The 22,416-nt window shown below is 33.8% G+C and carries 18 protein-coding genes; 15 read left to right on the forward strand and 3 right to left on the reverse strand.

The window, feature by feature from the left end; genetic code table 11:
- Window positions 1–271: 271 nt before the first annotated feature.
- From HKP48_RS01145 to HKP48_RS01155, 3 genes are all read left to right on the forward strand, one after another.
- Entirely contained in the window at window positions 272–814 is a 543-nt protein-coding gene (locus HKP48_RS01145; RefSeq protein ID WP_296341964.1) for a hypothetical protein, read from the forward strand.
- A 76-nt stretch (window positions 815–890) separates the two neighbouring features.
- Window positions 891–1,313, forward strand: a complete 423-nt coding sequence (gene aroQ / locus HKP48_RS01150; RefSeq protein ID WP_296341966.1) for a type II 3-dehydroquinate dehydratase — start codon at window positions 891–893, stop codon at window positions 1,311–1,313.
- A gap of 6 nt (window positions 1,314–1,319) precedes the next feature.
- Window positions 1,320–1,796, forward strand: a complete 477-nt coding sequence (locus tag HKP48_RS01155) for a hypothetical protein (protein WP_296341968.1) — start codon at window positions 1,320–1,322, stop codon at window positions 1,794–1,796.
- Between the two features lie 72 nt (window positions 1,797–1,868).
- Here the strand turns inward: HKP48_RS01155 and lpdA are convergent, their stop codons facing one another.
- Together lpdA and msrB are read right to left on the reverse strand one after the other, a co-directional pair.
- Window positions 1,869–3,245: a dihydrolipoyl dehydrogenase gene (gene lpdA, locus HKP48_RS01160; RefSeq protein WP_296341970.1), complete on the reverse strand. Its 1,377-nt coding sequence runs from the start codon at window positions 3,243–3,245 to the stop codon at window positions 1,869–1,871.
- 98 nt (window positions 3,246–3,343) lie between these two features.
- A complete protein-coding gene (gene msrB / locus HKP48_RS01165) occupies window positions 3,344–3,826 on the reverse strand; it encodes a peptide-methionine (R)-S-oxide reductase MsrB (RefSeq protein ID WP_296341972.1) in 483 nt (160 codons plus the stop codon).
- 145 nt (window positions 3,827–3,971) lie between these two features.
- Between msrB and HKP48_RS01170 the strand changes: the two genes are divergently transcribed.
- The 9 genes from HKP48_RS01170 (at window position 3,972) to cmk (ending at window position 18,262) form a co-directional block, all read left to right on the forward strand.
- Complete coding sequence (locus HKP48_RS01170; RefSeq protein WP_296341974.1) at window positions 3,972–5,375, forward strand: glycogen/starch synthase; 1,404 nt, start codon at window positions 3,972–3,974, stop codon at window positions 5,373–5,375.
- A gap of 3 nt (window positions 5,376–5,378) precedes the next feature.
- Window positions 5,379–6,644, forward strand: coding sequence for a glucose-1-phosphate adenylyltransferase (locus HKP48_RS01175; protein ID WP_296341979.1), 1,266 nt, complete (start codon window positions 5,379–5,381; stop codon window positions 6,642–6,644).
- A gap of 3 nt (window positions 6,645–6,647) precedes the next feature.
- Entirely contained in the window at window positions 6,648–8,555 is a 1,908-nt protein-coding gene (gene glgB / locus HKP48_RS01180) for a 1,4-alpha-glucan branching protein GlgB (RefSeq protein ID WP_296341981.1), read from the forward strand.
- 243 nt (window positions 8,556–8,798) lie between these two features.
- Window positions 8,799–11,204, forward strand: coding sequence for a glycoside hydrolase family 31 protein (locus HKP48_RS01185; RefSeq protein WP_296341983.1), 2,406 nt, complete (start codon window positions 8,799–8,801; stop codon window positions 11,202–11,204).
- Between the two features lie 78 nt (window positions 11,205–11,282).
- Window positions 11,283–12,110, forward strand: coding sequence for a M48 family metallopeptidase (locus HKP48_RS01190; protein ID WP_296341985.1), 828 nt, complete (start codon window positions 11,283–11,285; stop codon window positions 12,108–12,110).
- A 70-nt stretch (window positions 12,111–12,180) separates the two neighbouring features.
- Complete coding sequence (locus tag HKP48_RS01195) at window positions 12,181–13,563, forward strand: MFS transporter (protein ID WP_296341987.1); 1,383 nt, start codon at window positions 12,181–12,183, stop codon at window positions 13,561–13,563.
- Between the two features lie 443 nt (window positions 13,564–14,006).
- The gene (gene lon, locus HKP48_RS01200) at window positions 14,007–16,460 is read left to right on the forward strand and encodes an endopeptidase La (RefSeq protein ID WP_296341989.1); all 2,454 of its coding nucleotides are present in this window, start codon (window positions 14,007–14,009) and stop codon (window positions 16,458–16,460) included.
- 96 nt (window positions 16,461–16,556) lie between these two features.
- Entirely contained in the window at window positions 16,557–17,576 is a 1,020-nt protein-coding gene (gene porQ, locus HKP48_RS01205; protein WP_296341991.1) for a type IX secretion system protein PorQ, read from the forward strand.
- Window positions 17,576–18,262, forward strand: coding sequence for a (d)CMP kinase (gene cmk, locus HKP48_RS01210; RefSeq protein WP_296341993.1), 687 nt, complete (start codon window positions 17,576–17,578; stop codon window positions 18,260–18,262). The genes porQ and cmk overlap by 1 nt, the downstream gene beginning before the upstream one ends.
- A gap of 49 nt (window positions 18,263–18,311) precedes the next feature.
- On the opposite strand, the gene HKP48_RS01215 is transcribed toward cmk, so the two are convergent.
- The gene (locus HKP48_RS01215) at window positions 18,312–18,689 is read right to left on the reverse strand and encodes a LysM peptidoglycan-binding domain-containing protein (protein WP_296341995.1); all 378 of its coding nucleotides are present in this window, start codon (window positions 18,687–18,689) and stop codon (window positions 18,312–18,314) included.
- 286 nt (window positions 18,690–18,975) lie between these two features.
- Between HKP48_RS01215 and rpsA the strand changes: the two genes are divergently transcribed.
- The 3 genes from rpsA to HKP48_RS01230 all read left to right on the forward strand — a co-directional run bounded on the left by rpsA (window position 18,976) and on the right by HKP48_RS01230 (window position 22,415).
- A complete protein-coding gene (gene rpsA, locus HKP48_RS01220) occupies window positions 18,976–20,817 on the forward strand; it encodes a 30S ribosomal protein S1 (RefSeq protein WP_296341997.1) in 1,842 nt (613 codons plus the stop codon).
- Window positions 20,818–20,941: 124 nt separating this feature from the next.
- Entirely contained in the window at window positions 20,942–21,481 is a 540-nt protein-coding gene (gene pyrR / locus HKP48_RS01225) for a bifunctional pyr operon transcriptional regulator/uracil phosphoribosyltransferase PyrR (protein WP_296342000.1), read from the forward strand.
- A gap of 4 nt (window positions 21,482–21,485) precedes the next feature.
- Complete coding sequence (locus tag HKP48_RS01230; RefSeq protein ID WP_296342002.1) at window positions 21,486–22,415, forward strand: aspartate carbamoyltransferase catalytic subunit; 930 nt, start codon at window positions 21,486–21,488, stop codon at window positions 22,413–22,415.
- Window position 22,416: the final 1 nt, after the last annotated feature.

Here is a 22,416-nt window from a genome sequence, read left to right on the forward strand (position 1 = left end):
AGACTTTGCAAGCCTCATCATTTGGAAATTCTTTTATAAAGTTTAGTATATCTTGTCCTTCAAATTGTTCCATTATCCTAATTTTATTGACTTAAATGTACGGAAATTAAATGACTAACTCAATAAATGTTAATAACCCTAATTTTAAATAACTGACAATCAATAATTTGAAAGTTTTGTTTGTAAAATTGTTAATAAATATGATTGTTTTTTTTAATGTTTCAGAAAAAAGAGCAAACTTTGCACCATCAATTTTAAAACTTATATTATTATGAAAAAATTACTTTTTGCAGCTTTAGCTGTATTTGCATTTAGTTTTTCTAATGCACAAGAAGATAACGGTGGTTTAGCCTTATCAAAAGGAAGTTGGTTAATCGAGGCTAACACTGGTTTTGGTGGTGATGGTGTTGCTGCTCAAGGAGCCAATACTGGTTTCGGTTTGTACTCTATTGACGGTACTACTGTCTGGGCTCTTGGTGCTGAAGCAGGATATTTTCTTGCTGACGATTTAGCATTAAAAGTAGGTCTTGGTTTTACAGACTTCGATGGTAGTTCAAACTTTACTTATAAGGTTGGTGCTAAGTACTACATCGATAGTCAATTTCCAGTACAGGTAGACTTAACAGGTGCTTCTAGTGATGATTTTTTTGGAGATGTAAACCCGTTATGGCTAGGTCTTCAAGGCGGTTATGCTTGGTTTGTTGCAGATAATATTTCTATCGAGCCAGGATTAAGATATAATATATCCTTAAATGAAGATTTTACTGACGAAGGGTTATTTGAGTTTCGTATAGGATTTGCTTTACATTTCTAAGAATTAATTAAACTAATTAAAAACCGAAGCAAACAGCTTCGGTTTTTTTGTATTCAAATTTCAGTACCTTTACTGTATGAAGAAACTCATTATCATTAATGGCCCTAATCTCAATCTACTTGGCAAAAGAGAGCCAGAGATTTATGGCTATAAAACCTTTGAGGAGTATTATAAAGAAATGCAAGCTAAATTTGATGATATTCAATTAGATTATTTTCAGAGTAATATAGAAGGCGAACTTATAGATAAATTGCATGAAGTAGGTTTTTCTTATGACGGTATAATACTTAATGCTGGTGCTTATACCCATACTTCGGTTGGTATAGGCGATGCAGTTGCAGGTATAAAAACTCCCGTAGTAGAAGTGCACATTTCTAACACATACTCACGAGAAGAGTTTAGACATCAATCGTATATAGCTCCAAATGCAAAAGGTATTATTATTGGGTTTGGACTAAAGAGTTATGAATTGGCTATAAATAGTTTAATTTTAAAATAAATTATAATGAGACATTGCATTTTAATCGTTGTATTATTAGTTGGTGTTTCAGACACTTTACAATCACAAACAGATTTTGGTATCAAAGGCGGAATTAGTCTTACTTTATTTAATGAAGATAATGGTATTTTCGGAGAGAATCCTGAATCAGAGGTTGGTTATTTCGCTGGCGTTTTTGTTGATTTTGTTATTGATAAAGGATTTCATATTCAGCCTGAATTGGTATATAAAGGAATTGGTGATTTTGAGTTTTTAAATGCACCAATTTACTTGAAGTATGATGTCGATAACAATTTTCATTTGTTGGCAGGACCAAGTCTTAACTACTTTTTTAATTTTTTCAACAATAAATTTAGAGTTAGAGCTGATATTAGTTTGGCTTATGATATCACTGACGATTTAGACTTAAATCTAAAATATACCATTGGCTTTGAAGAAATATCACCTAATATTCTTTTTATAGGCTTAGGATATAGACTTTAATTATTTCATTACATATCAATAAAAAAGCGATTCAATTTTGAATCGCTTTTTTATTTTTATGGGTCATTGTTCTTATAAATGAATCACTTCATCATAGGCATCTGCAACAGCTTCCATAACAGCTTCACTCATTGTTGGGAGTGGGTGAACCGCTTTTAATACTTCATGACCTGTAGTTTCTAATTTACGACCTAAAACAGCTTCGGCAATCATATTAGTTACACCAGCACCAATCATATGACAACCTAACCACTCGCCATATTTGGCATCAAAAATCACTTTTACAAAACCTTCTTTTGTTCCGCCAGCACTTGCTTTGCCAGACGCAGAGAATGGAAACTTACCAATCTTAACATCTAAGCCTTGTTCTTTAGCCTGTGCTTCAGTTAAACCTACACTTGCAATTTCTGGTGTACAATACGTACAACCAGGTATATTTCCATAGTCTAGAGCTTCAACATGTTGGCCAGCAATTTTTTCAACACATAAGATACCTTCGGCAGAAGCAACGTGTGCTAGAGCTTGACCAGGTGTTACATCTCCAATAGCATAGTAACCTGGAATGTTAGTTTGGTAATAATCATTCACTAAGATTTTGTCTCTATCAACAGCAATACCAACGTCTTCTAATCCTATATTTTCTATGTTAGATTTAATACCTACAGCGGAAAGTACAACATCAGCTTCAAGAATTTCTTCCCCTTTTTTAGTTTTTACAGTTGCTTTAACACCATCACCTGATGTATCAACTTTAGTAACTTCAGAAGACGTCATTATTTTAATTCCAGATTTCTTGAAGCTACGTTCTAATTGCTTTGAAACTTCGTCATCTTCAACTGGTACAATTTTATCTTGATATTCTACAATAGTTACTTCTGTTCCCATTGAATTATAGAAATATGCAAACTCAACGCCAATAGCACCAGAACCAACAACAATCATTTTCTTAGGTTGTTTTTCTAAAGTCATCGCTTTTCTGTAACCAATCACTTTTTTACCATCTTGTGGTAAGCTAGGTAACTCTCGAGAACGTGCACCAGTAGCAACGATAATATGGTCTGCAGAGTATTCTTTCCCGTCAACGTCAACCTTTTTACCTGGTTTAAGTTTTCCAAAACCTTCAATAACATCAATTTTATTTTTTTTCATTAAAAACTTAACACCATTACTCATGCCATCAGCTACGCCTCGGCTTCGTTTTACAACAGCATCAAAATCATGCTCAGCTTCTTTTACTTTAAGCCCATAATCTTCGGCATGTTTAAGGTATTCAAAAACTTGAGCAGACTTTAATAGCGCTTTTGTAGGTATACAACCCCAATTAAGGCAAACACCACCTAAACTTTCTTTTTCTACAACAGCGGTTTTAAAGCCTAATTGAGACGCTCTAATTGCAGTTACATAACCGCCTGGTCCACTTCCTAAAACAATAATATCGTATTTACTCATGCGTAAGTTTTTTTATTTTTTAAAAAAACAAAAGTAACAAATTACCACATAAAAAAAGCTTCTGCTTAAGAAGCTTTTTCAATATTCAAAGGTTCTTTTTATTTTTTTTCTGGAACAAACTCCAATGCAACACCATTGATGCAATGCCTTTTTCCTGTTGGTTTAGGTCCATCATTAAAAACGTGACCTAAATGACCGCCACAAGTAGCGCAGTGTTCTTCCGTTCTAGCATAGCCCACTTTATAATCTGTTGAAAATGCTACATTACCTTCAATCTCCTTATAAAAGCTTGGCCAACCTGTACCAGAATTGAACTTTGTTTCACTTTTAAACAAAGGTGTATTGCAAGCAGCGCAATGGTAAGTGCCGCTTTCATATTTTTTGTTAAGTGGACTTGTAAATGGTCTCTCGGTACCAGCCTTGCGAAGCACATAATATTCTGCATCGGTCAATTCTGCTTTCCATTCTGCATCTGTTTTATAAACCGGGAAACTTTCTTTTTCTATTTTGTCATTTTTTTGTGCGGAACTGTTACAAGCAAACATTAGGCTTAGTAACATTAATAAACTTATCTTTTTCATATTTCAAATTTAAATAATGTATTGCAAAACTTAGGTCGTATTAACGTTTCATTAATTACGCAATCGTTGTATAAATATTATCTAATTTTATTTGCAGTAATTTTCTTTAATTATTAGTAACTTTAGCTTGTAAACTTATTAATAAATGAAAATAATCCATGTCAGCGCAGAATGTTATCCTATTGCAAAAATTGGAGGATTAGCAGATGTTGTTGGTGCTTTGCCAAAATATCAATATCAGTTAGGCGCAGATAGTTCTGTAATTATGCCATTTTATAACAATAAGTTTACAAAAACAAATAGGTTTACAGAGTTACACGAATCTGAATTAAAACTTGGTCATGACACCATTCCTTACAGTGTTTTAAGGGCAGAAGCCCCAGATCTAGAATTTCCTATATATTTTATTCACATTGAGCACCTTTTGTATAAAGAATATGTTTACTCAGATAATGATGTTGAGCGTTTTTTGGCGTTTCAAATCGCTACAATGGACTGGATACTGTCTTTAGAGAATAAGCCAGACATTATTCATTGTCATGACCACCATACAGGTTTAATTCCTTTTATGGCACAAGAAAGTTACAACTATAAAAGTCTGAATAAAATCCCTGTAATTACTACAATCCATAATGCACAATACCAAGGCTGGATGTCTTACGAGTATTTACATAAAATCCCAGAGTTTAACTCAAAATATTTAGGGTTGTTAGATTGGAATGGAATAATAAACCCGCTTGCCGCGTCCATAAAATGTGCTTGGCGCGTTACGACGGTTTCACCGAGTTACATGGAAGAATTAAAGGAGCAAGCCAACGGCTTAGAAAATTTACTCGCTGCCGAAAGTGCTAAGTGTGTTGGAATTTTAAACGGTATAGATACTGATGTCTGGAATCCTGAAACAGATAGCTTTATAATAAAGAACTATACCAAAACGACTGTAACTTCTGGGAAGAAGGCTAATAAAAAATGGCTTTGTAAAGAATATGATTTAGACGAAACTAAACCTCTTTTTGCTTTTATTGGAAGATTGGTAGGCGAAAAAGGAGCTGGACTTTTACCTAAAGTTTTTAATGAAATACTGAAGTCTAAAGATATTTCCATATTCTTATTAGGTTCTGGTTTTAAAGAAACAGAAACAGAATTATTGTATTTAAAAAACTTACATTCTGGAAATTATAATACGTATATTGGGTATGACGAAAAGTTATCGCATATTATTTATGCTAGTGCAGATTTTTTATTGATGCCTTCTCGTGTAGAACCATGCGGGCTCAACCAAATGTATGCATTGCGTTATGGAACTGTGCCTGTAGTTAGAAGTATTGGAGGTTTAAAAGATACCGTTGTGGACATAGATTCTAAAGGTTTTGGAATTTGCCATCAAGACGTTTCAATAGCAAGTATTATTGAAGCTATAAAACGCGCCTCTGACTTTTACGATAATAAAGAAGCCTTTAACGCTAATAGAAAAAATATAATGAGTTTAAATCACTCATGGGAAGTTTCTGCAAAAGCTTATTTAAATTTATATAATTCGATAAATTAAATTATGATTAACGACAAAGTATTATCAATCATTCTTGGTGGAGGACAAGGTTCTCGCTTGTATCCACTGACAGAGAAAAGGTCTAAACCAGCAGTTCCCATTGCTGGAAAATACAGATTGGTAGATATTCCCATTTCAAATTGTATCAATTCAGATATCAAACGCATGTTTGTTTTAACTCAGTTCAATTCTGCTTCTTTAAACAGACACATTAAAAATACATATCATTTTAGTTTCTTTAGTTCTGCATTTGTAGATGTTTTAGCAGCTGAACAAACTCCTGAAAGTAAATCATGGTTTCAAGGTACAGCAGATGCTGTAAGACAAAGTATGCATCATTTTTTAAGACATGATTTTGAATACGCCTTAATTCTTTCTGGTGACCAGCTGTATCAGATGGACTTTAATAATATGATAAATGCACATATTAAAGCCAATGCAGAAATTTCTATTGCAACAATACCAGTTAATGAAAAGGATGCAACATCTTTCGGGATTTTAAAAACCGACGATAATAACGTCGTGACTTCCTTCATAGAAAAGCCATCTCTAGATTTATTACCAGATTGGACGTCTAAAACAAGTGCTGAAATGCAAGCTCAAGGAAAAAATCATTTAGCGTCCATGGGTATTTATATTTTTAATAGACAGCTTTTAATTGATTTGATGGATAACCCAGATACCATCGATTTTGGTAAAGAAATTATACCACAATCTATCGATAAGCATAAAACATTAAGTTATCAATTTGAAGATTATTGGACAGATATTGGAAATATAGATTCGTTTTTTGAAGCTAATCTTGGTTTAACAGATGATATGCCAAAATTTAATTTGTACGATTCTAAACAACGCGTTTATACTCGTGCTAGAATATTACCAACATCGAAGGTGTCAGGTACAGCTTTAGATAAAGCTGTTATTGCCGAAGGTTGTATCATTAGTGCAGCAAAAATAGAGAAATCCGTAATTGGAATTCGTTCTAGAATAGGAAAAGATTCTACAGTTATAAATACCTATATGATGGGCAATGATGAGTATGAAACTCTAGATAAAATCAACATCAATAAAACCGAAATATTAGTTGGTATTGGCAAAAGGTGCTTTATTAAAAATGCAATTTTAGATAAAAACGTTTGCATTGGTAATGATGTTCGAATAAATGGAGGTCCACATCTTGAAGACGCTGAAACAGATAAATATGTTGTAAAAGACGGTATTGTAGTCATTAAAAAGGGCGCGATAATTCCTAAAGGATTTGTACTTTAATATATGGCAGAAGTTCTTTCGCACAGTTTTTTTACAGAATTTGATATTAACTTATTCAAATCAGGAAAACATTACAGGCTTTACGAAAAATTTGGCTCTCACATTACAACTGTCAATGGAGTAGAAGGTACTTATTTTGCAGTTTGGGCGCCAAGTGCTAAAGCAGTTTCTGTCATTGGAGATTTTAATTTTTGGACAGAAAACGATCACAAACTCCAAGTTCGTTGGGATGCCAGTGGCATTTGGGAAGGTTTTATACCCAATGTCGGTAATGGCAATATATACAAATACAAAATTAAAAGCCATCATAACGAAGTAACTACAGAAAAGGCAGATCCATACGCCAGACGCTGTGAGCATCCACCTAAAACAGCATCCATAGTTTGGGAAGATGATTATAATTGGGAGGATAATAACTGGATGAAAACTCGCAAAGCGCACAATGCTCTAGATGCGCCATATTCCGTTTATGAAGTTCACCTAGGCTCTTGGAAAATGCAGATTGAGGAAAATAGATTTTTGTCTTATGTAGAATTAGCAGACGATTTAGTGAAGTATGTCAAGGACATGAATTTTACGCACGTAGAATTAATGCCAATTATGGAATATCCATACGACCCATCTTGGGGTTATCAGTTAACTGGTTATTTTGCACCAACTTCTCGTTTTGGTTATCCTGAAGAGTTTAAATTACTGGTAGACAAACTACATCAAAATGACATTGGAATTATCTTGGATTGGGTACCATCACATTTTCCAGAAGACCCACACGGCTTAGGGTTTTTTGATGGTTCTTGTTTATACGAGCATCCAGATAAACAAAGAGGTTACCACCAAGATTGGAAAAGTCTCATCTTTAATTATGGACGAAACGAAGTAAAATCGTTTTTAATTAGTAATGCCCTTTTTTGGTTAGATCAATACCACGCAGATGGATTACGTGTTGATGCTGTGGCATCCATGTTGTTTTTGGATTATAGTAGAAAAGATGGTGAGTGGGAACCCAATATGTTTGGCGGTCGCGAAAATTTAGAAGCCATTTCCTTTATGCGTGAAATGAATGAAGCGGTTTATGAAAATTACCCAGATGTTCAGACTATTGCAGAAGAGTCTACATCATTTCCTATGGTATCCAAACCAACATTCATTGGAGGTTTAGGTTTTGGGATGAAATGGATGATGGGCTGGATGCATGATACGCTTCAATATTTTGCTAAAGAACCGATATACCGAAAGCACCATCAAAACGATTTAACTTTTAGTATGACTTACGCTTTTACTGAAAATTTTATGCTTCCATTAAGTCATGACGAAGTAGTTTATGGAAAACGTTCTTTATTGGGACGCATGCCAGGAGATGAGTGGCAACGCTTTGCAAATCTAAGGTTACTATATAGCTACATGTTTACACATCCAGGAACCAAACTATTGTTTCAAGGTGCAGAATTTGGACAAAGTGAAGAATGGAATTTTCGGCAAAGTTTAGATTGGCATTTGTTACAATATAAGCCTCATAAAGGTCTACAGGAGTTTATCAAAGATTTGAATAAACTATACAAGACAGAATCTGCTTTGTATGAAAAGCAATTTTCTGCTGATGGATTTGAATGGATAGATTATAATGATTCTGAAAATTCTGTTTTAGTTTACATTCGAAAAGGGAATGACTCAAAAGATGATTTGATTGTAGCTTGTAACATGACCCCAATACCACGTGAGAGCTATAAATTAGGAGTTCCAAGAGTAGGAAAACTTAAAGAAATTTTTAATAGTGATTTGAAGAAATACTTTGGAGGTGGAGAATACAAGAATAAAATAAAAACTAGTAAAGCAGAACCTTGGCAATTTAGAGATAACTCAATTAAAGCCAATATTCCGCCTCTAGGTATGGTTATTTTAAAATATCAATAACTACTTAATAACTTAAATGTAAACTGGTAATTTCATATGTTTACATTTATTGTTTTTTTAAGGACACATGTTGTTCGCTATTAATCATTCCTTTAGGTGATAATAAGTTTAGCATGCTCGTTTCATAATGTTTTATTGCTAAATCGTTATAGTTAATAATTCAGTACAAATAGTACTTTCTTAGTTTTATAAAGTTACTTTTTTTGCTTTCTTTTACAAACACTTTTACATTAAAATCGCTACATGATTGTAAATACAGAATTAGAAAATAAAGGAAACCAGTTTCCTTCAAAAATAATAGACTTTAAAAAGGATGTTGATACCTTATATTTTTCAACTGATAATGAAGTCATTCTTCAGTTAACTGTAGTTAGAGACAGTGTTTTACGTTTCAGATATACTACCATTGGTAATTTTGATAATGATTTTTCTTACGCCATTACAAAATATGCAAGTACAGGTTATAACAAGCTAGAAATTAATGACAAGAAAGATAAATATGTTGTTACAACTTCAAAGCTGCGCTGTGAGATTTCAAAAGAAAGTTTACGTGTAAGTATATTTGATGTAAAAGATAATATACTTATCAATCAGGATGAAATTGGTTTTCATTGGGAGGAAAGTTATAAGCACGGAGGAAACATTGTAAAGATGAGTAAAGTCTCTAACGATGGCGAAAGTTATTATGGGTTGGGGGATAAACCTAATCATCTTAACCTCAAAGGGAAACGCTATACCAATTGGGTAACAGATTCTTATGCTTATGGGAAAGATACAGATCCAATATATAAATCAATTCCGTTTTACACAGGCTTACATCATGGTAAGGCTTATGGTGTTTTCTTTGATAACACTTTTCAAAGTTTTTTTGATTTTGCTAACGAGCGAAGGAATGTAACTAGTTTTTGGGCTCAAGGTGGAGAAATGAATTACTATTTTTTCTACGGCCCAAAAATGACTGATGTTGTAGAAAGTTATACAGATTTAACAGGAAAACCACACCAATTACCACCAATGTGGGCATTAGGATTTCATCAATGTAAGTGGAGCTACTATCCAGAAAGTAAGGTTAAGGAGATTACATCAACTTTCAGAAAACTAAAAATTCCATGTGATGCCATTTATTTAGACATTGATTACATGGAAGGTTTCCGATGTTTTACATGGAATAAAGATTATTTTCCTGATCCTAAGCGAATGGTAAAAGAGTTGGAAGATGATGGTTTTAAAACTGTTGCTATTATAGATCCAGGGATTAAGATTGATAAGAATTATTCGGTCTTTAAAGAAGGTCTAGAAAAAGATTATTTCTGTAAACGCGCCGATGGTGCTTACATGAAAGGCAAAGTATGGCCTGGCGAATGTTATTTTCCAGATTTTACGAAACCTGAAGTACGAGATTGGTGGTCTGGACTTTTTAAAGAGCTTATAGAAGATATCGGTATTAAAGGTGTTTGGAATGATATGAATGAGCCTGCCGTTATGGAAGTACCCAATAAAACATTCCCAGATGACGTGCGCCACGATTATGATGGGAATCCTTGCAGTCATAGAAAAGCACATAATATTTATGGTATGCAAATGGCTCGAGCTACTTATCACGGGCTTAAGAAATTTAGATATCCAAAGCGACCATTTGTTATTACAAGAGCTGCATATTCTGGTACACAACGATACACATCGACTTGGACTGGCGATAATGTTGCTACTTGGGAACATCTATGGATAGCAAACATTCAAGCACAGCGTATGGCAATGTCTGGCTTTGGTTTTGCTGGTAGTGATATTGGTGGATTTGCAGAGCAACCACAAGGCGAATTGTTTACACGTTGGATTCAACTAGGTATTTTTCATCCATTTTTTAGGGTTCACTCATCAGGTGATCATGGAGACCAAGAGCCTTGGGCTTTTGATGAAGATATTACAGATATCGTTAGAAAATTTATAGAGATTCGTTATCAATTACTTCCTTATTTGTATACTGCTTTTTGGAATTATGTAGACCATGGAACACCAATGCTTAAGTCTTTAGTATTATATGACCAAGAAGATGTGCAAACACACTACCGAACGGACGAATTTATCTTTGGTGAGCATATATTAGCTTGTCCAGTTTTAGAGCCAAATGCAAAAGGAAGACGAATGTATTTGCCAAACGGTAATTGGTATAATTATTGGACAGATGAAGTCGTAAAAGGTGGAAAGGAAATGTGGGTAGACGCAGATATTGATAGTATGCCGATTTTCGTAAAAGAAGGTGCGATTATCCCAAAATTTCCAATACAGCAATATGTTGGAGAAAAAGAAATAAAAGAAATCACCTTAGATGTTTATTACAAAAAGGGTATCGAAGAGAGTGAGTTTTATAGTGATGCCAATGATGGCTACGATTATACAAAAGGTAGATATAGCCTACGTAATTTTAAATTAACAGGTCGTAAGAACGAATTAATAATTAATCAACACAAAGAAGGAAAATACATGACCGTTTATAACACCTTCAAAGTAAATATTCATGGTTTACCTTTTGAAATTTTAGAAATTGAAATAGACAATCAATCCATACCATTAGAACACATTAAAGCTAATGGAACGCAAAGTATTATTGTTGACAAGAATTTTTCGGAATTACACTTTAAAGGAAAATAAATCTGAAATATCTTTTTCAACGTAATTATAAAGTATTATCCTTTTTTGTATTTTAGTAAAAACACAATACCATTAAAAATGAATTTAAAAAAATCTATAGCCATATTAGGACTTCTTTTAGTCTTTATTTCATGTGCTACAAATCCTTTTACCGGAAAAAAAACAATGGCTTTTGTATCTAATGATCAATTGTTTCCTTCTGCTTTTGCACAGTATAATCAGGTCTTGAGTGAAAATAAAGTGGTTACAGGTACAAAAGATGCAGAAATGATTACTCGTGTAGGACAACGTATTGCTGTAGCTGCAGAACGTTGGCTTAATGCAAACGGTCACCAAGGTTACTTAAAAGATTATAAGTGGGAATATAAACTTATACAATCAGAGCAAGTTAACGCATGGTGTATGCCAGGAGGAAAAATTGCCTTTTACACAGGTATTTTACCAATAGCGGCCAATGAAACAGGTGTGGCAGCAATAATGGGACATGAAGTTGCACATGCATTAGCAAATCATGGACAGCGACGCATGAGTGCAGCTTATTTACAGCAAGGTATTGCACTAGCAGGTAATGTAGCTTTAACTAACGATCCTCAAAAGCAAAGTATATTTAATCAATCTTATGGAGTAGTATCTAGCGTAGGTGGAATGTTGCCTTTTAGTCGCTATCACGAAACACAGGCCGATGAAATAGGTCTACGATTAATGGCTTTAGCAGGATACAATCCTTCTGAAGCTTCAGAACTATGGAAACGAATGAAAGCAAAAAGTGGAGGTCAAGCACCACCCGAATTTTTAAGTACTCACCCAAGTAATGACACCCGAATTGCGAACTTAAAGAAATGGGCACCAGCAGCAAAACAAGAAGCCGCTAAGTTTGGTGTTACCGAGTTTAGACCTATAAATTAATATAGCATAAAAATATATTGTTTACTTTAAAAGCCGTTTCTTCACTTGGAACGGTTTTTATTTTATATACATGAAGAAAACTTTTGAAAAAGGTACTAAGAAACTCATTGATGCATGGGCTTTTTATGATTGGGCTAATTCGGTATACACGCTAACAATTGCATCTTCAATTTTCCCCATATTTTACTCTAACCTATTTGAAGATAAAAATGAGTTAGTATCTGCTTTTGATTTTGAAATGAAACAAACCGTACTTATTTCTATAATAACAGCATTTACATTTTTGGTAGTTGCTTTTTCTTCTCCAATTTTATCTGGTATAGCAGATTATGTAGGGAACAAAAAAACATTCATGAAGTTTTTCTGCTATATGGGAGGCATAGGTTGCTTCGGACTCTACTGGTTTAATCTTGACTACATTCATACTAGTATTCTATTTTATTTTATGGGACTTTTAGGCTATTGGGAAAGCCTTGTTTTTTATAATTCTTATTTGCCAGATATTGCTTTCGAGGAGCAGCAAGATGCAGCTAGTGCAAAAGGTTTTTCATTGGGTTATATAGGTAGTGTTTTACTACTTATTGTCAATCTAGGTATGGTAATGTATCCAGAATTATTTGGTTTTGATACCAGTATTTCTAATGAAATTGCAAACTCTGGAGACGAAGTTGCTATAGCTAATGCTTTTGAAAAAGCAAAAAATGCGGCATCTTTTAGGGCAATGAAAATTTCTTTTATAACAGTAGGGTTATGGTGGGTTGGCTTTAGTCAATATACATTTTATATACTTCCAATTGGTGTATCTAAAGGGCATAAAGTTACTAAGGCAGTTTTATTTAACGGTTTTAAAGAGCTTAAATCAGTTTGGGTAGAATTAAAAGGTAACCTGAGATTAAAGCGTTATCTGAATGCATTTTTTGTATTTAGTATGGCTGTACAGACCATTATGTTAATGGCTGTATATTTCGGTGAGAAAGAAATAGCTTGGGGTTCTGACGAAGAAAAGACTATAGGGCTTATTGTTAGCGTATTAGTCATACAATTAGTCGCTATAGTAGGCGCAATTTTGACCTCAAAAGCATCTTCAAAATTTGGAAATATTAAAACACTCATTGTAATAAACCTTATTTGGATGTTGGTTTGTATATATGCTTATTTTATGGAAACCCCAATACAATTTTATATAGCAGCCAGTATAGTTGGTTTGGTGATGGGTGGTGTACAATCCTTAGGACGTTCGACATATTCAAAATTTTTACCTGAAACCCAAGACACCACATCATATTTTAGTTTTTATGATGTAGCAGAAAAAATAGGAATCGTTATTGGAATGCTCATTTTTGCAGTAGTTGACCAGATTAGCTCTATGCGTTATGCAATTCTGTTTTTATTTCTATTTTTTTTAGTTGGAATTATGTTACTTTTTAGAGTTCCAGAAACTGAAACAACTTAAATAAGTTATGTCTGTAAAACCAAATCAAATCAATTCAAAATTTAATTGATTATCCTTTTTTAATCATAAATTGAAAAATATAATGATTTCTCTGTCATTTCGAGCGTGGTCACAGAGCGTAGTCACAGAGCGTAGTCGAAGTGTAGTCGAGGAAATATAAAGTATTGTTTTACAAGGCATTTCGACTTTAGTTTATGCTGAGTACAGTCGAAGTACTCAATGTGACAGAATGAGTTTGAAATTTTAATTATTACTCATTACGGACATTCAATAAAAAGTTTTAGTACTATCAATTCTTAATGGCACAACTATTGAAATTATTGCAAAGAGTATAGTAGTGTAATAACCGCAAAACCTTGACTTCTAACGTAAAGTTAGACAATGTAAAATAAAACATACGCACATTCTGATATTAATAATGACAGAATGGCTTAAAATATACCATGGGAAAACAAAAATTTATAGGGCTTGACAGTTTGTCATTTCAGGATTTTGATGAAAATTCAGAATTAATTCCTTTAATGACACCAGAAGATGAAGAATTAATTAATAACGAAATCTTACCAGATTCATTACCAATATTACCATTGCGCAATACGGTATTGTTTCCAGGCGTGGTAATACCAATTACCGCAGGTCGAGATGCATCGATTAAACTTATTAACGATGCTAATAATGGCAGCAAAGTTATTGGTGTGGTTTCACAGAAGGATGAAGCTGTAGAAAATCCTACCGAGAAAGATATATATAAGACAGGAACAGTAGCACGAATACTTAAGGTTTTAAAAATGCCTGACGGAAATACAACTGTCATAATTCAAGGAAAAAAACGTTTTGAAATTAAGGAAGTAGTTTCAGAAACTCCTTATTTAACAGCTACAATTACAGATTTATCAGAAGCTAAACCAGCTAAAGACAATGAAGAATTTAAAGCTATAATTGAATCTATTAAGGATTTGTCTTTAGAGATTATTAAGGAAAGTCCAAACATACCAACAGAAGCTAGTTTTGCTATAAAGAATATAGAAAGTAATTCATTCCTCGTCAATTTTGTGTCTTCAAACATGAATCTCAAAGTAGAGGAGAAGCAGGACTTATTAACGATTAACGATTTAAAAGAACGTGCATTAGCAACTCTAAAATTCATGAATATTGAATATCAAAAGTTAGCTTTAAAACAAGATATTCAATCTAAGGTTCAGAGTGATATGAACCAGCAACAACGGGAGTATTTCTTACACCAACAGATGAAAACTATCCAAGAAGAATTGGGTGGAGGTGTTTCTTCTGGTGAGGAAGTTGAGGATATGCGAGAGCGTGCAAAAGCAAAAAAATGGGATAAAAAAGTAAAAAATCATTTTAATAAGGAATTATCAAAAATGCAACGTATGAATCCCCAAGTTGCCGAATATTCTATACAACGTAATTACTTAGACTTATTCTTGGACTTACCATGGAATGAGTTTAGCGAGGACCAATTTGATTTAAAACGGGCCATTAAAATCTTGAATCGTGACCATTTTGGATTAGACGATGTAAAAAAACGTATTATAGAATACTTAGCTGTATTGAAACTACGAAATGATATGAAATCCCCAATACTTTGTCTTTACGGACCTCCAGGTGTTGGTAAAACCTCACTAGGAAAGTCTATAGCCGAAGCCTTGGGTAGGGAATATGTACGTATTTCATTAGGAGGATTGAGAGATGAGGCCGAAATCCGTGGACATCGTAAAACTTATATTGGTGCAATGCCAGGTCGAATTATTCAAAGTTTAAAGAAAGCTGGTACTTCAAACCCAGTTTTTGTTCTAGACGAAATAGATAAATTATCTACAGGGAATCAAGGTGACCCATCATCGGCTATGCTTGAGGTTTTAGACCCAGAGCAGAACAGTGAGTTTTATGATAATTTCTTAGAAATGGGCTACGATTTATCTAAAGTGATGTTTATTGCAACGTCGAATAGCTTAAATACCATACAGCCAGCATTACGTGACCGTATGGAAATTATTAATGTTACAGGTTACACCATTGAAGAAAAAGTGGAAATTGCTAAGCGCCACTTATTACCAAAGCAATTAAAAGAGCATGGCTTAGATTCTAAAGCATTAAAAATTGCAAAACCACAACTAGAAAAAATTGTTGAAGGTTATACTAGAGAATCTGGTGTCCGTGGTTTGGAGAAGCAAATAGCAAAAATGGTACGTTATGCAGCCAAAAATATTGCGATGGAAGAGGAGTACAATATAAAAATATCTAATGAAGATATTGTGGAGATTCTGGGAAGTCCTAGATTAGAGCGTGATAAATATGAAAATAATGATGTAGCTGGAGTTGTTACAGGTTTAGCTTGGACTAGTGTAGGTGGAGATATTTTATTTATTGAATCTATATTATCTAAAGGAAAAGGAAATCTTTCTATTACAGGTAACCTCGGTAAGGTCATGAAAGAGTCTGCTACCATCGCCATGGAATATATTAAGGCTAATGCAGAAGAATTTGGTATTAAGTCTGAAATGTTTCAAAAGTATAATGTACATATTCATGTGCCAGAAGGCGCTACTCCAAAAGACGGGCCAAGCGCAGGCGTAACGATGTTAACTTCATTAGTTTCACTCTTTACTCAACGTAAGGTTAAGAAGAGCATCGCTATGACAGGAGAAATAACACTTAGAGGAAAAGTTCTTCCGGTAGGAGGAATAAAAGAAAAGATTTTAGCTGCTAAACGTGCTAAGATTAAAGAGATATTGCTTTGTGAAGACAATAAAAGGGATATTGATGAGATAAAACCTGAGTATCTTAAAGGTTTGACTTTTCATTATGTAAAGGATATGAAAGAAGTTTTAGACTTGGCTATAACCAAGCAAAAGGTAAAAAATCCTAAAACACTTTAATAACAAAGCCTCAGTAATTTTACTGAGGTTTTTACTTTTCAAAAAATAAAAGAATTAGAACAACGTTCTAAGATAGATTTACTTATTTTGTAATCTATGATAAGGAGAATTACCGCTCTGTTTTTGCTAGGTTTTACATCGTTTAGCTTCGCCCAATTGGGAGGTGAGTCTACGTATCAGTTTCTGAATCTGGTATCTTCTCCTAGACAAGCAGCATTAGGTGGTAAAATCATCACTAATTTTGATTATGATGTCAGTGAAGCGTTGTATAATCCTGCGTCTATCAATGGCGATATGCATAATCAGGCGGCACTCAATTTTTCAAGCTATCTGGGTGGTATCACTTACGGTACTGCTGCTTATGCTTACACATGGGATAGACGTGTTCAAACTTTTCATTTTGGAGTAACTTACATCAATTACGGTGATTTTGAGGGCTATGATATTAACGGTGTTTCTACAGGGTCTTTCCGAGGAAATGAAGTGGCGCTATCTTTTGGTTATAATTATAATATTCCATTTACAGATTTTTATGTAGGCACAAACGTAAAATTAATAACCTCTAAATTAGAGCAATATAATTCTATTGGTGGTGCACTAGATTTTGGCGTCATGTATATCAATGAGCGCTTAGATTTTCATGCAGCCTTAACTGTTAGAAATTTTGGAACGCAATTTAAAACCTATGTAGATCTAAGAGAGCGCTTACCTTTCGAAGTTAATTTTGGGATGTCACAAACCCTAGAATATATACCACTACGTTGGCATTTAACTCTGGAGAATTTACAAGAATGGCCAATTGGCGTTTCTAATCCAGCACGTGCGACAACAGATTTAAGTGGTAACCAAACCGAGGAAAAAGTAGGTTTCTTAAATAATGTCATGCGCCATATTATCTTAGGTGCTGAATTATGGCCAGATAGAGGTTTTAATATAAGATTGGGTTATAATTTTAGACGTGCTGAAGAATTACGTATTTTGGACCAACGTATTTTTTCAGGTTTATCATTTGGTTTGGGCTTAAAAATTAATAAAATGAAGTTTAGTTATACGCATTCTAGGTATACAGGGTCAGCTAATACTAGCTTTTTTGGACTTCAAATGGATTTAAATTAATGAATAAAATAGTTATTGCTATAGACGGATTTTCGTCCACAGGAAAAAGTACAGTTGCTAAGCTTTTGGCAAAAGAATTGGGTTATATTTATGTTGATACAGGAGCTATGTATCGTGCGGTAACTTATTTTGCTCTTGAAAACAACTTTATTTCAAAAGAGAATTTTGATAAGGAAGGCCTGATTTCAGAATTAGAGAATATTCATATTACCTTTAAATTTAATCCCGAATTAGGTTTTGCTGAGGTTTATCTCAACGGAAAAAATATTGAATCAGATATAAGAACTTTAGAAATATCGCAATACGTGAGTCATGTTGCTAAAATTTCGGAAGTGCGAAGAAAATTAGTTCAACAACAACAATTAATGGGAAAAGATAAAGGCATTGTTATGGATGGTCGTGATATTGCTACCGTTGTTTTTCCAGATGCCGAACTTAAAATATTTATGACAGCCTCAGCAGAAACACGTGCAATACGTCGTTATAAAGAACTCTTAGAGCGTGGTCATAATCTAAGCTATAAAGAGGTGCTCCAAAATGTAGTATCTCGAGATGAAATAGATTCTACAAGAGAAGATTCGCCATTAGTAAAAGCAGACGATGCTATAGAGTTTGATAATTCTACGATAACTATTAAACAACAACTTGCCGAAATTAATAAATTAGTTGCTGAAAAATTATCATAAAAAAAGCGACCATAAAGGTCGCTTCTTCATTTTGTTTTCTAAATACTTATTACAAGTTTGGAATCACTAATTCTTGATCTGGATGAATAATATCTGGATTTTTTAGAATGTCTGTGTTAGCAGCAAAGATTTCTTTATACTTCATAGCATCACCATAGTAGTGTTTTGCGATTTTTCCTAAAGTTTGTCCTGAAGTTACGGTATGTCTTGCGTATACAGAGTTATCAGCAACCTTAATATCTGCCATAATATCCGATGGATTATCGCCACCTATTTCTTTGATTTTGTTCCATAGTGCGTCTTTTTCATATGGTGTGTTTGCTGTTCCCCAAATTTTTAATTTGTCTGCAGCTTCTTCAACTTTACCATCTTTAATGTTTAATTCTTCGCCTAAGTCTAATACAGCTTGATATTTAGCTTTATACATAATTATTATATTGTTAATTGTTAATACTAGTTGTAAATATATCAAAATAAATGCCAAAAAATACGTTACATTTCATCAATTTGATATTCAATTGCTTAAGGTGAATTAAACTCAGTAAAATTCATCGAAATATATGTTTGGTTTTACCAAGATTTAGTAGTATTTTTGCGCTCCTTTTCATGGAGTTTTAGAGAGTTGAAGAGGGAAAACAAATTTTAATTAATAACTTCTGTACAGTTTCTCCTAAAAACTTTCAAAACATACAGAATACAAACTATAATCAGCAATGGCTGAAAACAAAACAAAAAAAGCTGAAGTAGCTGTAGAGGCAACTGAAGCTCAGGCAACCCAAGCACCTGTAGTATCTGAAGCTCAGGCAAACCCAGAAAAATTCTTAAAAGAGTTTGATTGGCACAATTACGAAGAAGGTATTGAACAAGTTGCAGACACTAAACTTGAAGAATTTGAGAAATTAGTTTCTGAAAATTTCGTTGATACTTTAGATGATGAAGTTGTAGAAGGAACTGTAATCACTATTACAGATCGTGATGCAATTATTGATATCAACGCAAAGTCTGAAGGTGTAATATCTCTTAATGAGTTCCGTTACAACCCAGGCTTAAAAGTAGGTGACAAGGTTGAAGTATTAATTGATGTTCGTGAAGACGCAACAGGTCAATTGGTATTATCTCACAGAAAAGCTAGAGTAATTAAAGCATGGGATCGTGTAAACAATGCACACGATACAGGAGAAATCGTAAACGGTTTTGTAAAATGCAGAACTAAAGGTGGTATGATTGTAGATGTATTTGGTATAGAAGCTTTCTTGCCAGGTTCTCAAATCGATGTGAAGCCTATTAGAGATTACGATCAGTATGTGAACAAAACGATGGAGTTTAAAGTTGTAAAAATCAACCACGAATTCAAAAATATTGTTGTTTCTCATAAAGCGCTTATCGAAGCAGATATTGAAGAGCAGAAAAAAGAAATCATTAGCCAGTTAGAAAAAGGACAAGTATTAGAAGGTGTTGTTAAAAACATTACTTCTTATGGTGTGTTTATAGATCTTGGTGGCGTAGATGGTTTAGTACACATTACAGACCTTTCTTGGTCACGTATCAACCATCCAAACGAGATTGTTGAGTTAGATCAGAAATTAAATGTTGTTATCCTTGATTTTGATGAAAACAAATCTAGAATTCAATTAGGTCTTAAGCAATTATCTAAGCATCCTTGGGAAGCTTTAAGTGAGGATGTAAAAGTTGGAGATAAAGTAAAAGGTAAAGTGGTCGTAATCGCTGATTACGGTGCATTTATCGAAGTAGAAGAAGGTGTTGAAGGATTAGTACACGTATCTGAAATGTCATGGTCTACGCACTTACGTTCTGCACAAGATTTTGTTTCTGTAGGAGATGAGATTGATGCGGTTATCTTAACTTTAGATAGAGAAGATCGTAAAATGTCACTTGGTATTAAGCAATTAACGCCAGACCCATGGACAGATATTACAACTAAGTATCCTGTAGGTTCTAAACACACAGGTATTGTACGTAACTTTACAAATTTCGGTGTATTTGTTGAATTAGAAGAAGGTATCGATGGATTAATTTACATCTCTGACTTATCTTGGACTAAGAAAATCAAGCATCCATCTGAGTTCTGTAACGTAGGAGATAAACTAGACGTTGTAGTATTAGAATTAGATGTTGAAGGACGTAAATTATCTTTAGGTCACAAACAAACTACTGAAAACCCATGGGATAAGTACGAAACTGAGTTTGCATTAGAATCTGTACACAAAGCAGCGATTACTGAAATCGTTGATAAAGGTGCAACTATTGATTTTAATGAAGATATCACTGCATTTGTACCACAACGTCACTTAGAAAAAGAAGACGGTTCTAAATTAAAGAAAGGTGAAGAAGCTGAATTTAAAATCATTGAGTTCAATAAAGAATTCAAAAGAGTTGTAGCATCTCATACTGCAGTATTTAGAGAAGAAGAAGCGAAGATTGTTAAGCAAGCTGTAAGAAAACAGGAAGCTCAAGCAGCAGAAGCTAAACCTACTTTAGGTGATGCTAACGACGCATTACAAGCACTTAAAGATAAAATGGACGGTAAGAAATAATTCTTCCAGATTTTTATAAAATTAAAAGCCTCACATTTTTGTGAGGCTTTTTTCTGTCAAAATATGAGTTTGATACTCAAATTATTTAGTTTAACTTTGCCAACCAAATACGTTTGGAAGTTATATGAGTCAAAAAGTATTACTTAATTCTAAAGAAGTAAACATTATCCTTCACAGATTGGCTTGTCAACTTATTGAAAATCACAACGACTTTTCCAACACTGTACTTATAGGCCTACAACCAAGAGGTAAATTTCTTGCAGACCGCATAGCAAAGATTTTGAAAGAAGATTACAAAATCAAAAATCTTAACTATGGTCATTTAGATATTACATTTTTTAGAGATGATTTCCGACGTGGCGAAAAACCATTAGAAGCCAACACTACTAATATCAATTTTATTGTTGAGGGTAAAGATGTTGTTTTTGTAGATGATGTATTGTATACAGGCAGAAGTATTCGTGCGGCATTAACAGCAGTTCAATCTTTTGGTAGACCAAATCATATAGAATTACTCACGTTAATAGATAGGCGATTTAGCAGACATTTACCAATACAACCCGATTATAGAGGGCGACAGGTGGATGCCATAAATAAAGAAAAAGTTATAGTAAATTGGGCAGAAAACGAAGGTGAAGATGCTGTTTACTTAATAAATAAATAAGAGCATGAGTCAATTAAGTGTTAATCACTTACTAGGAATTAAATATCTGAACAAAGCGGATATTCAACTTATTTTTGAAACTGCAGACCAATTTAAAGAGGTTATTAATCGTCCGATAAAAAAAGTACCATCATTAAGAGATATTACTATTGCTAATTTATTTTTTGAAAACTCAACCCGAACAAAACTCTCATTTGAGCTTGCAGAAAAAAGACTTTCTGCTGATGTTATTAATTTTTCAGCTTCACAATCATCAGTAAAAAAAGGAGAAACACTTATAGATACCGTAAATAATATCTTATCCATGAAAGTAGATATGGTTGTGATGCGTCATCCTAGTCCTGGTGCTGGTATCTTTTTGTCTAAACATATAGATGCCAGTATTATTAATGCAGGAGACGGTGCCCATGAGCATCCAACACAGGCTTTACTAGATTCTTATTCAATCAGGGAAGCATTGGGAAGTGTAAAAGGAAAGAACGTTGTAATTGTTGGCGATATTTTACATAGTCGTGTAGCATTATCAAACATATATGCATTAAAGCTTCAAGGTGCACATGTCATGGTATGTGGGCCAAAAACATTACTACCAAAATACATAAAAGATTTAGGAGTCAAAGTCGAAACCAATTTAAGAAAAGCATTAGAGTGGTGTGATGTAGCAAATATGCTTCGTGTGCAAAACGAGCGTATGGATATCAGTTATTTCCCTTCAACTCGCGAGTATGCACAGCAATATGGTGTTACCAGAGCCTTATTGAATAGTTTAGAAAAAGAAATAACTATTATGCATCCAGGTCCAATAAATCGTGGTGTAGAGATAACTAGTGATGTTGCAGATTCTGAACAATCCATTATTTTAAATCAAGTTGAAAACGGTGTAGCGATTAGGATGGCAGTAATTTATCTTTTAGCTTCAAAAATAAAGCAATAGC

The sequence above is a fragment of the Winogradskyella sp. genome, assembly GCF_013042245.1.
Classification (GTDB): Bacteria; Bacteroidota; Bacteroidia; order Flavobacteriales; family Flavobacteriaceae; genus Winogradskyella.

What these genes read in the sequence shown, in the direction of transcription:
- HKP48_RS01175 (WP_296341979.1), top strand. Translation starts at nt 5,379, where the DNA reads ATGATTAACGACAAAGTATTATCAATCATTCTTGGTGGAGGACAAGGT.
- HKP48_RS01190 (WP_296341985.1), top strand. Translation starts at nt 11,283, where the DNA reads ATGAATTTAAAAAAATCTATAGCCATATTAGGACTTCTTTTAGTCTTT.
- pyrR (WP_296342000.1), top strand. Translation starts at nt 20,942, where the DNA reads ATGAGTCAAAAAGTATTACTTAATTCTAAAGAAGTAAACATTATCCTT.
- msrB (WP_296341972.1), bottom strand. Translation starts at nt 3,826, where the DNA reads ATGAAAAAGATAAGTTTATTAATGTTACTAAGCCTAATGTTTGCTTGT.
- HKP48_RS01215 (WP_296341995.1), bottom strand. Translation starts at nt 18,689, where the DNA reads ATGTATAAAGCTAAATATCAAGCTGTATTAGACTTAGGCGAAGAATTA.
- HKP48_RS01145 (WP_296341964.1), top strand. Translation starts at nt 272, where the DNA reads ATGAAAAAATTACTTTTTGCAGCTTTAGCTGTATTTGCATTTAGTTTT.
- HKP48_RS01170 (WP_296341974.1), top strand. Translation starts at nt 3,972, where the DNA reads ATGAAAATAATCCATGTCAGCGCAGAATGTTATCCTATTGCAAAAATT.
- glgB (WP_296341981.1), top strand. Translation starts at nt 6,648, where the DNA reads ATGGCAGAAGTTCTTTCGCACAGTTTTTTTACAGAATTTGATATTAAC.
- HKP48_RS01155 (WP_296341968.1), top strand. Translation starts at nt 1,320, where the DNA reads ATGAGACATTGCATTTTAATCGTTGTATTATTAGTTGGTGTTTCAGAC.
- HKP48_RS01195 (WP_296341987.1), top strand. Translation starts at nt 12,181, where the DNA reads ATGAAGAAAACTTTTGAAAAAGGTACTAAGAAACTCATTGATGCATGG.
- rpsA (WP_296341997.1), top strand. Translation starts at nt 18,976, where the DNA reads ATGGCTGAAAACAAAACAAAAAAAGCTGAAGTAGCTGTAGAGGCAACT.
- HKP48_RS01230 (WP_296342002.1), top strand. Translation starts at nt 21,486, where the DNA reads ATGAGTCAATTAAGTGTTAATCACTTACTAGGAATTAAATATCTGAAC.
- porQ (WP_296341991.1), top strand. Translation starts at nt 16,557, where the DNA reads ATGATAAGGAGAATTACCGCTCTGTTTTTGCTAGGTTTTACATCGTTT.
- cmk (WP_296341993.1), top strand. Translation starts at nt 17,576, where the DNA reads ATGAATAAAATAGTTATTGCTATAGACGGATTTTCGTCCACAGGAAAA.
- HKP48_RS01185 (WP_296341983.1), top strand. Translation starts at nt 8,799, where the DNA reads ATGATTGTAAATACAGAATTAGAAAATAAAGGAAACCAGTTTCCTTCA.
- lon (WP_296341989.1), top strand. Translation starts at nt 14,007, where the DNA reads ATGGGAAAACAAAAATTTATAGGGCTTGACAGTTTGTCATTTCAGGAT.
- aroQ (WP_296341966.1), top strand. Translation starts at nt 891, where the DNA reads ATGAAGAAACTCATTATCATTAATGGCCCTAATCTCAATCTACTTGGC.
- lpdA (WP_296341970.1), bottom strand. Translation starts at nt 3,245, where the DNA reads ATGAGTAAATACGATATTATTGTTTTAGGAAGTGGACCAGGCGGTTAT.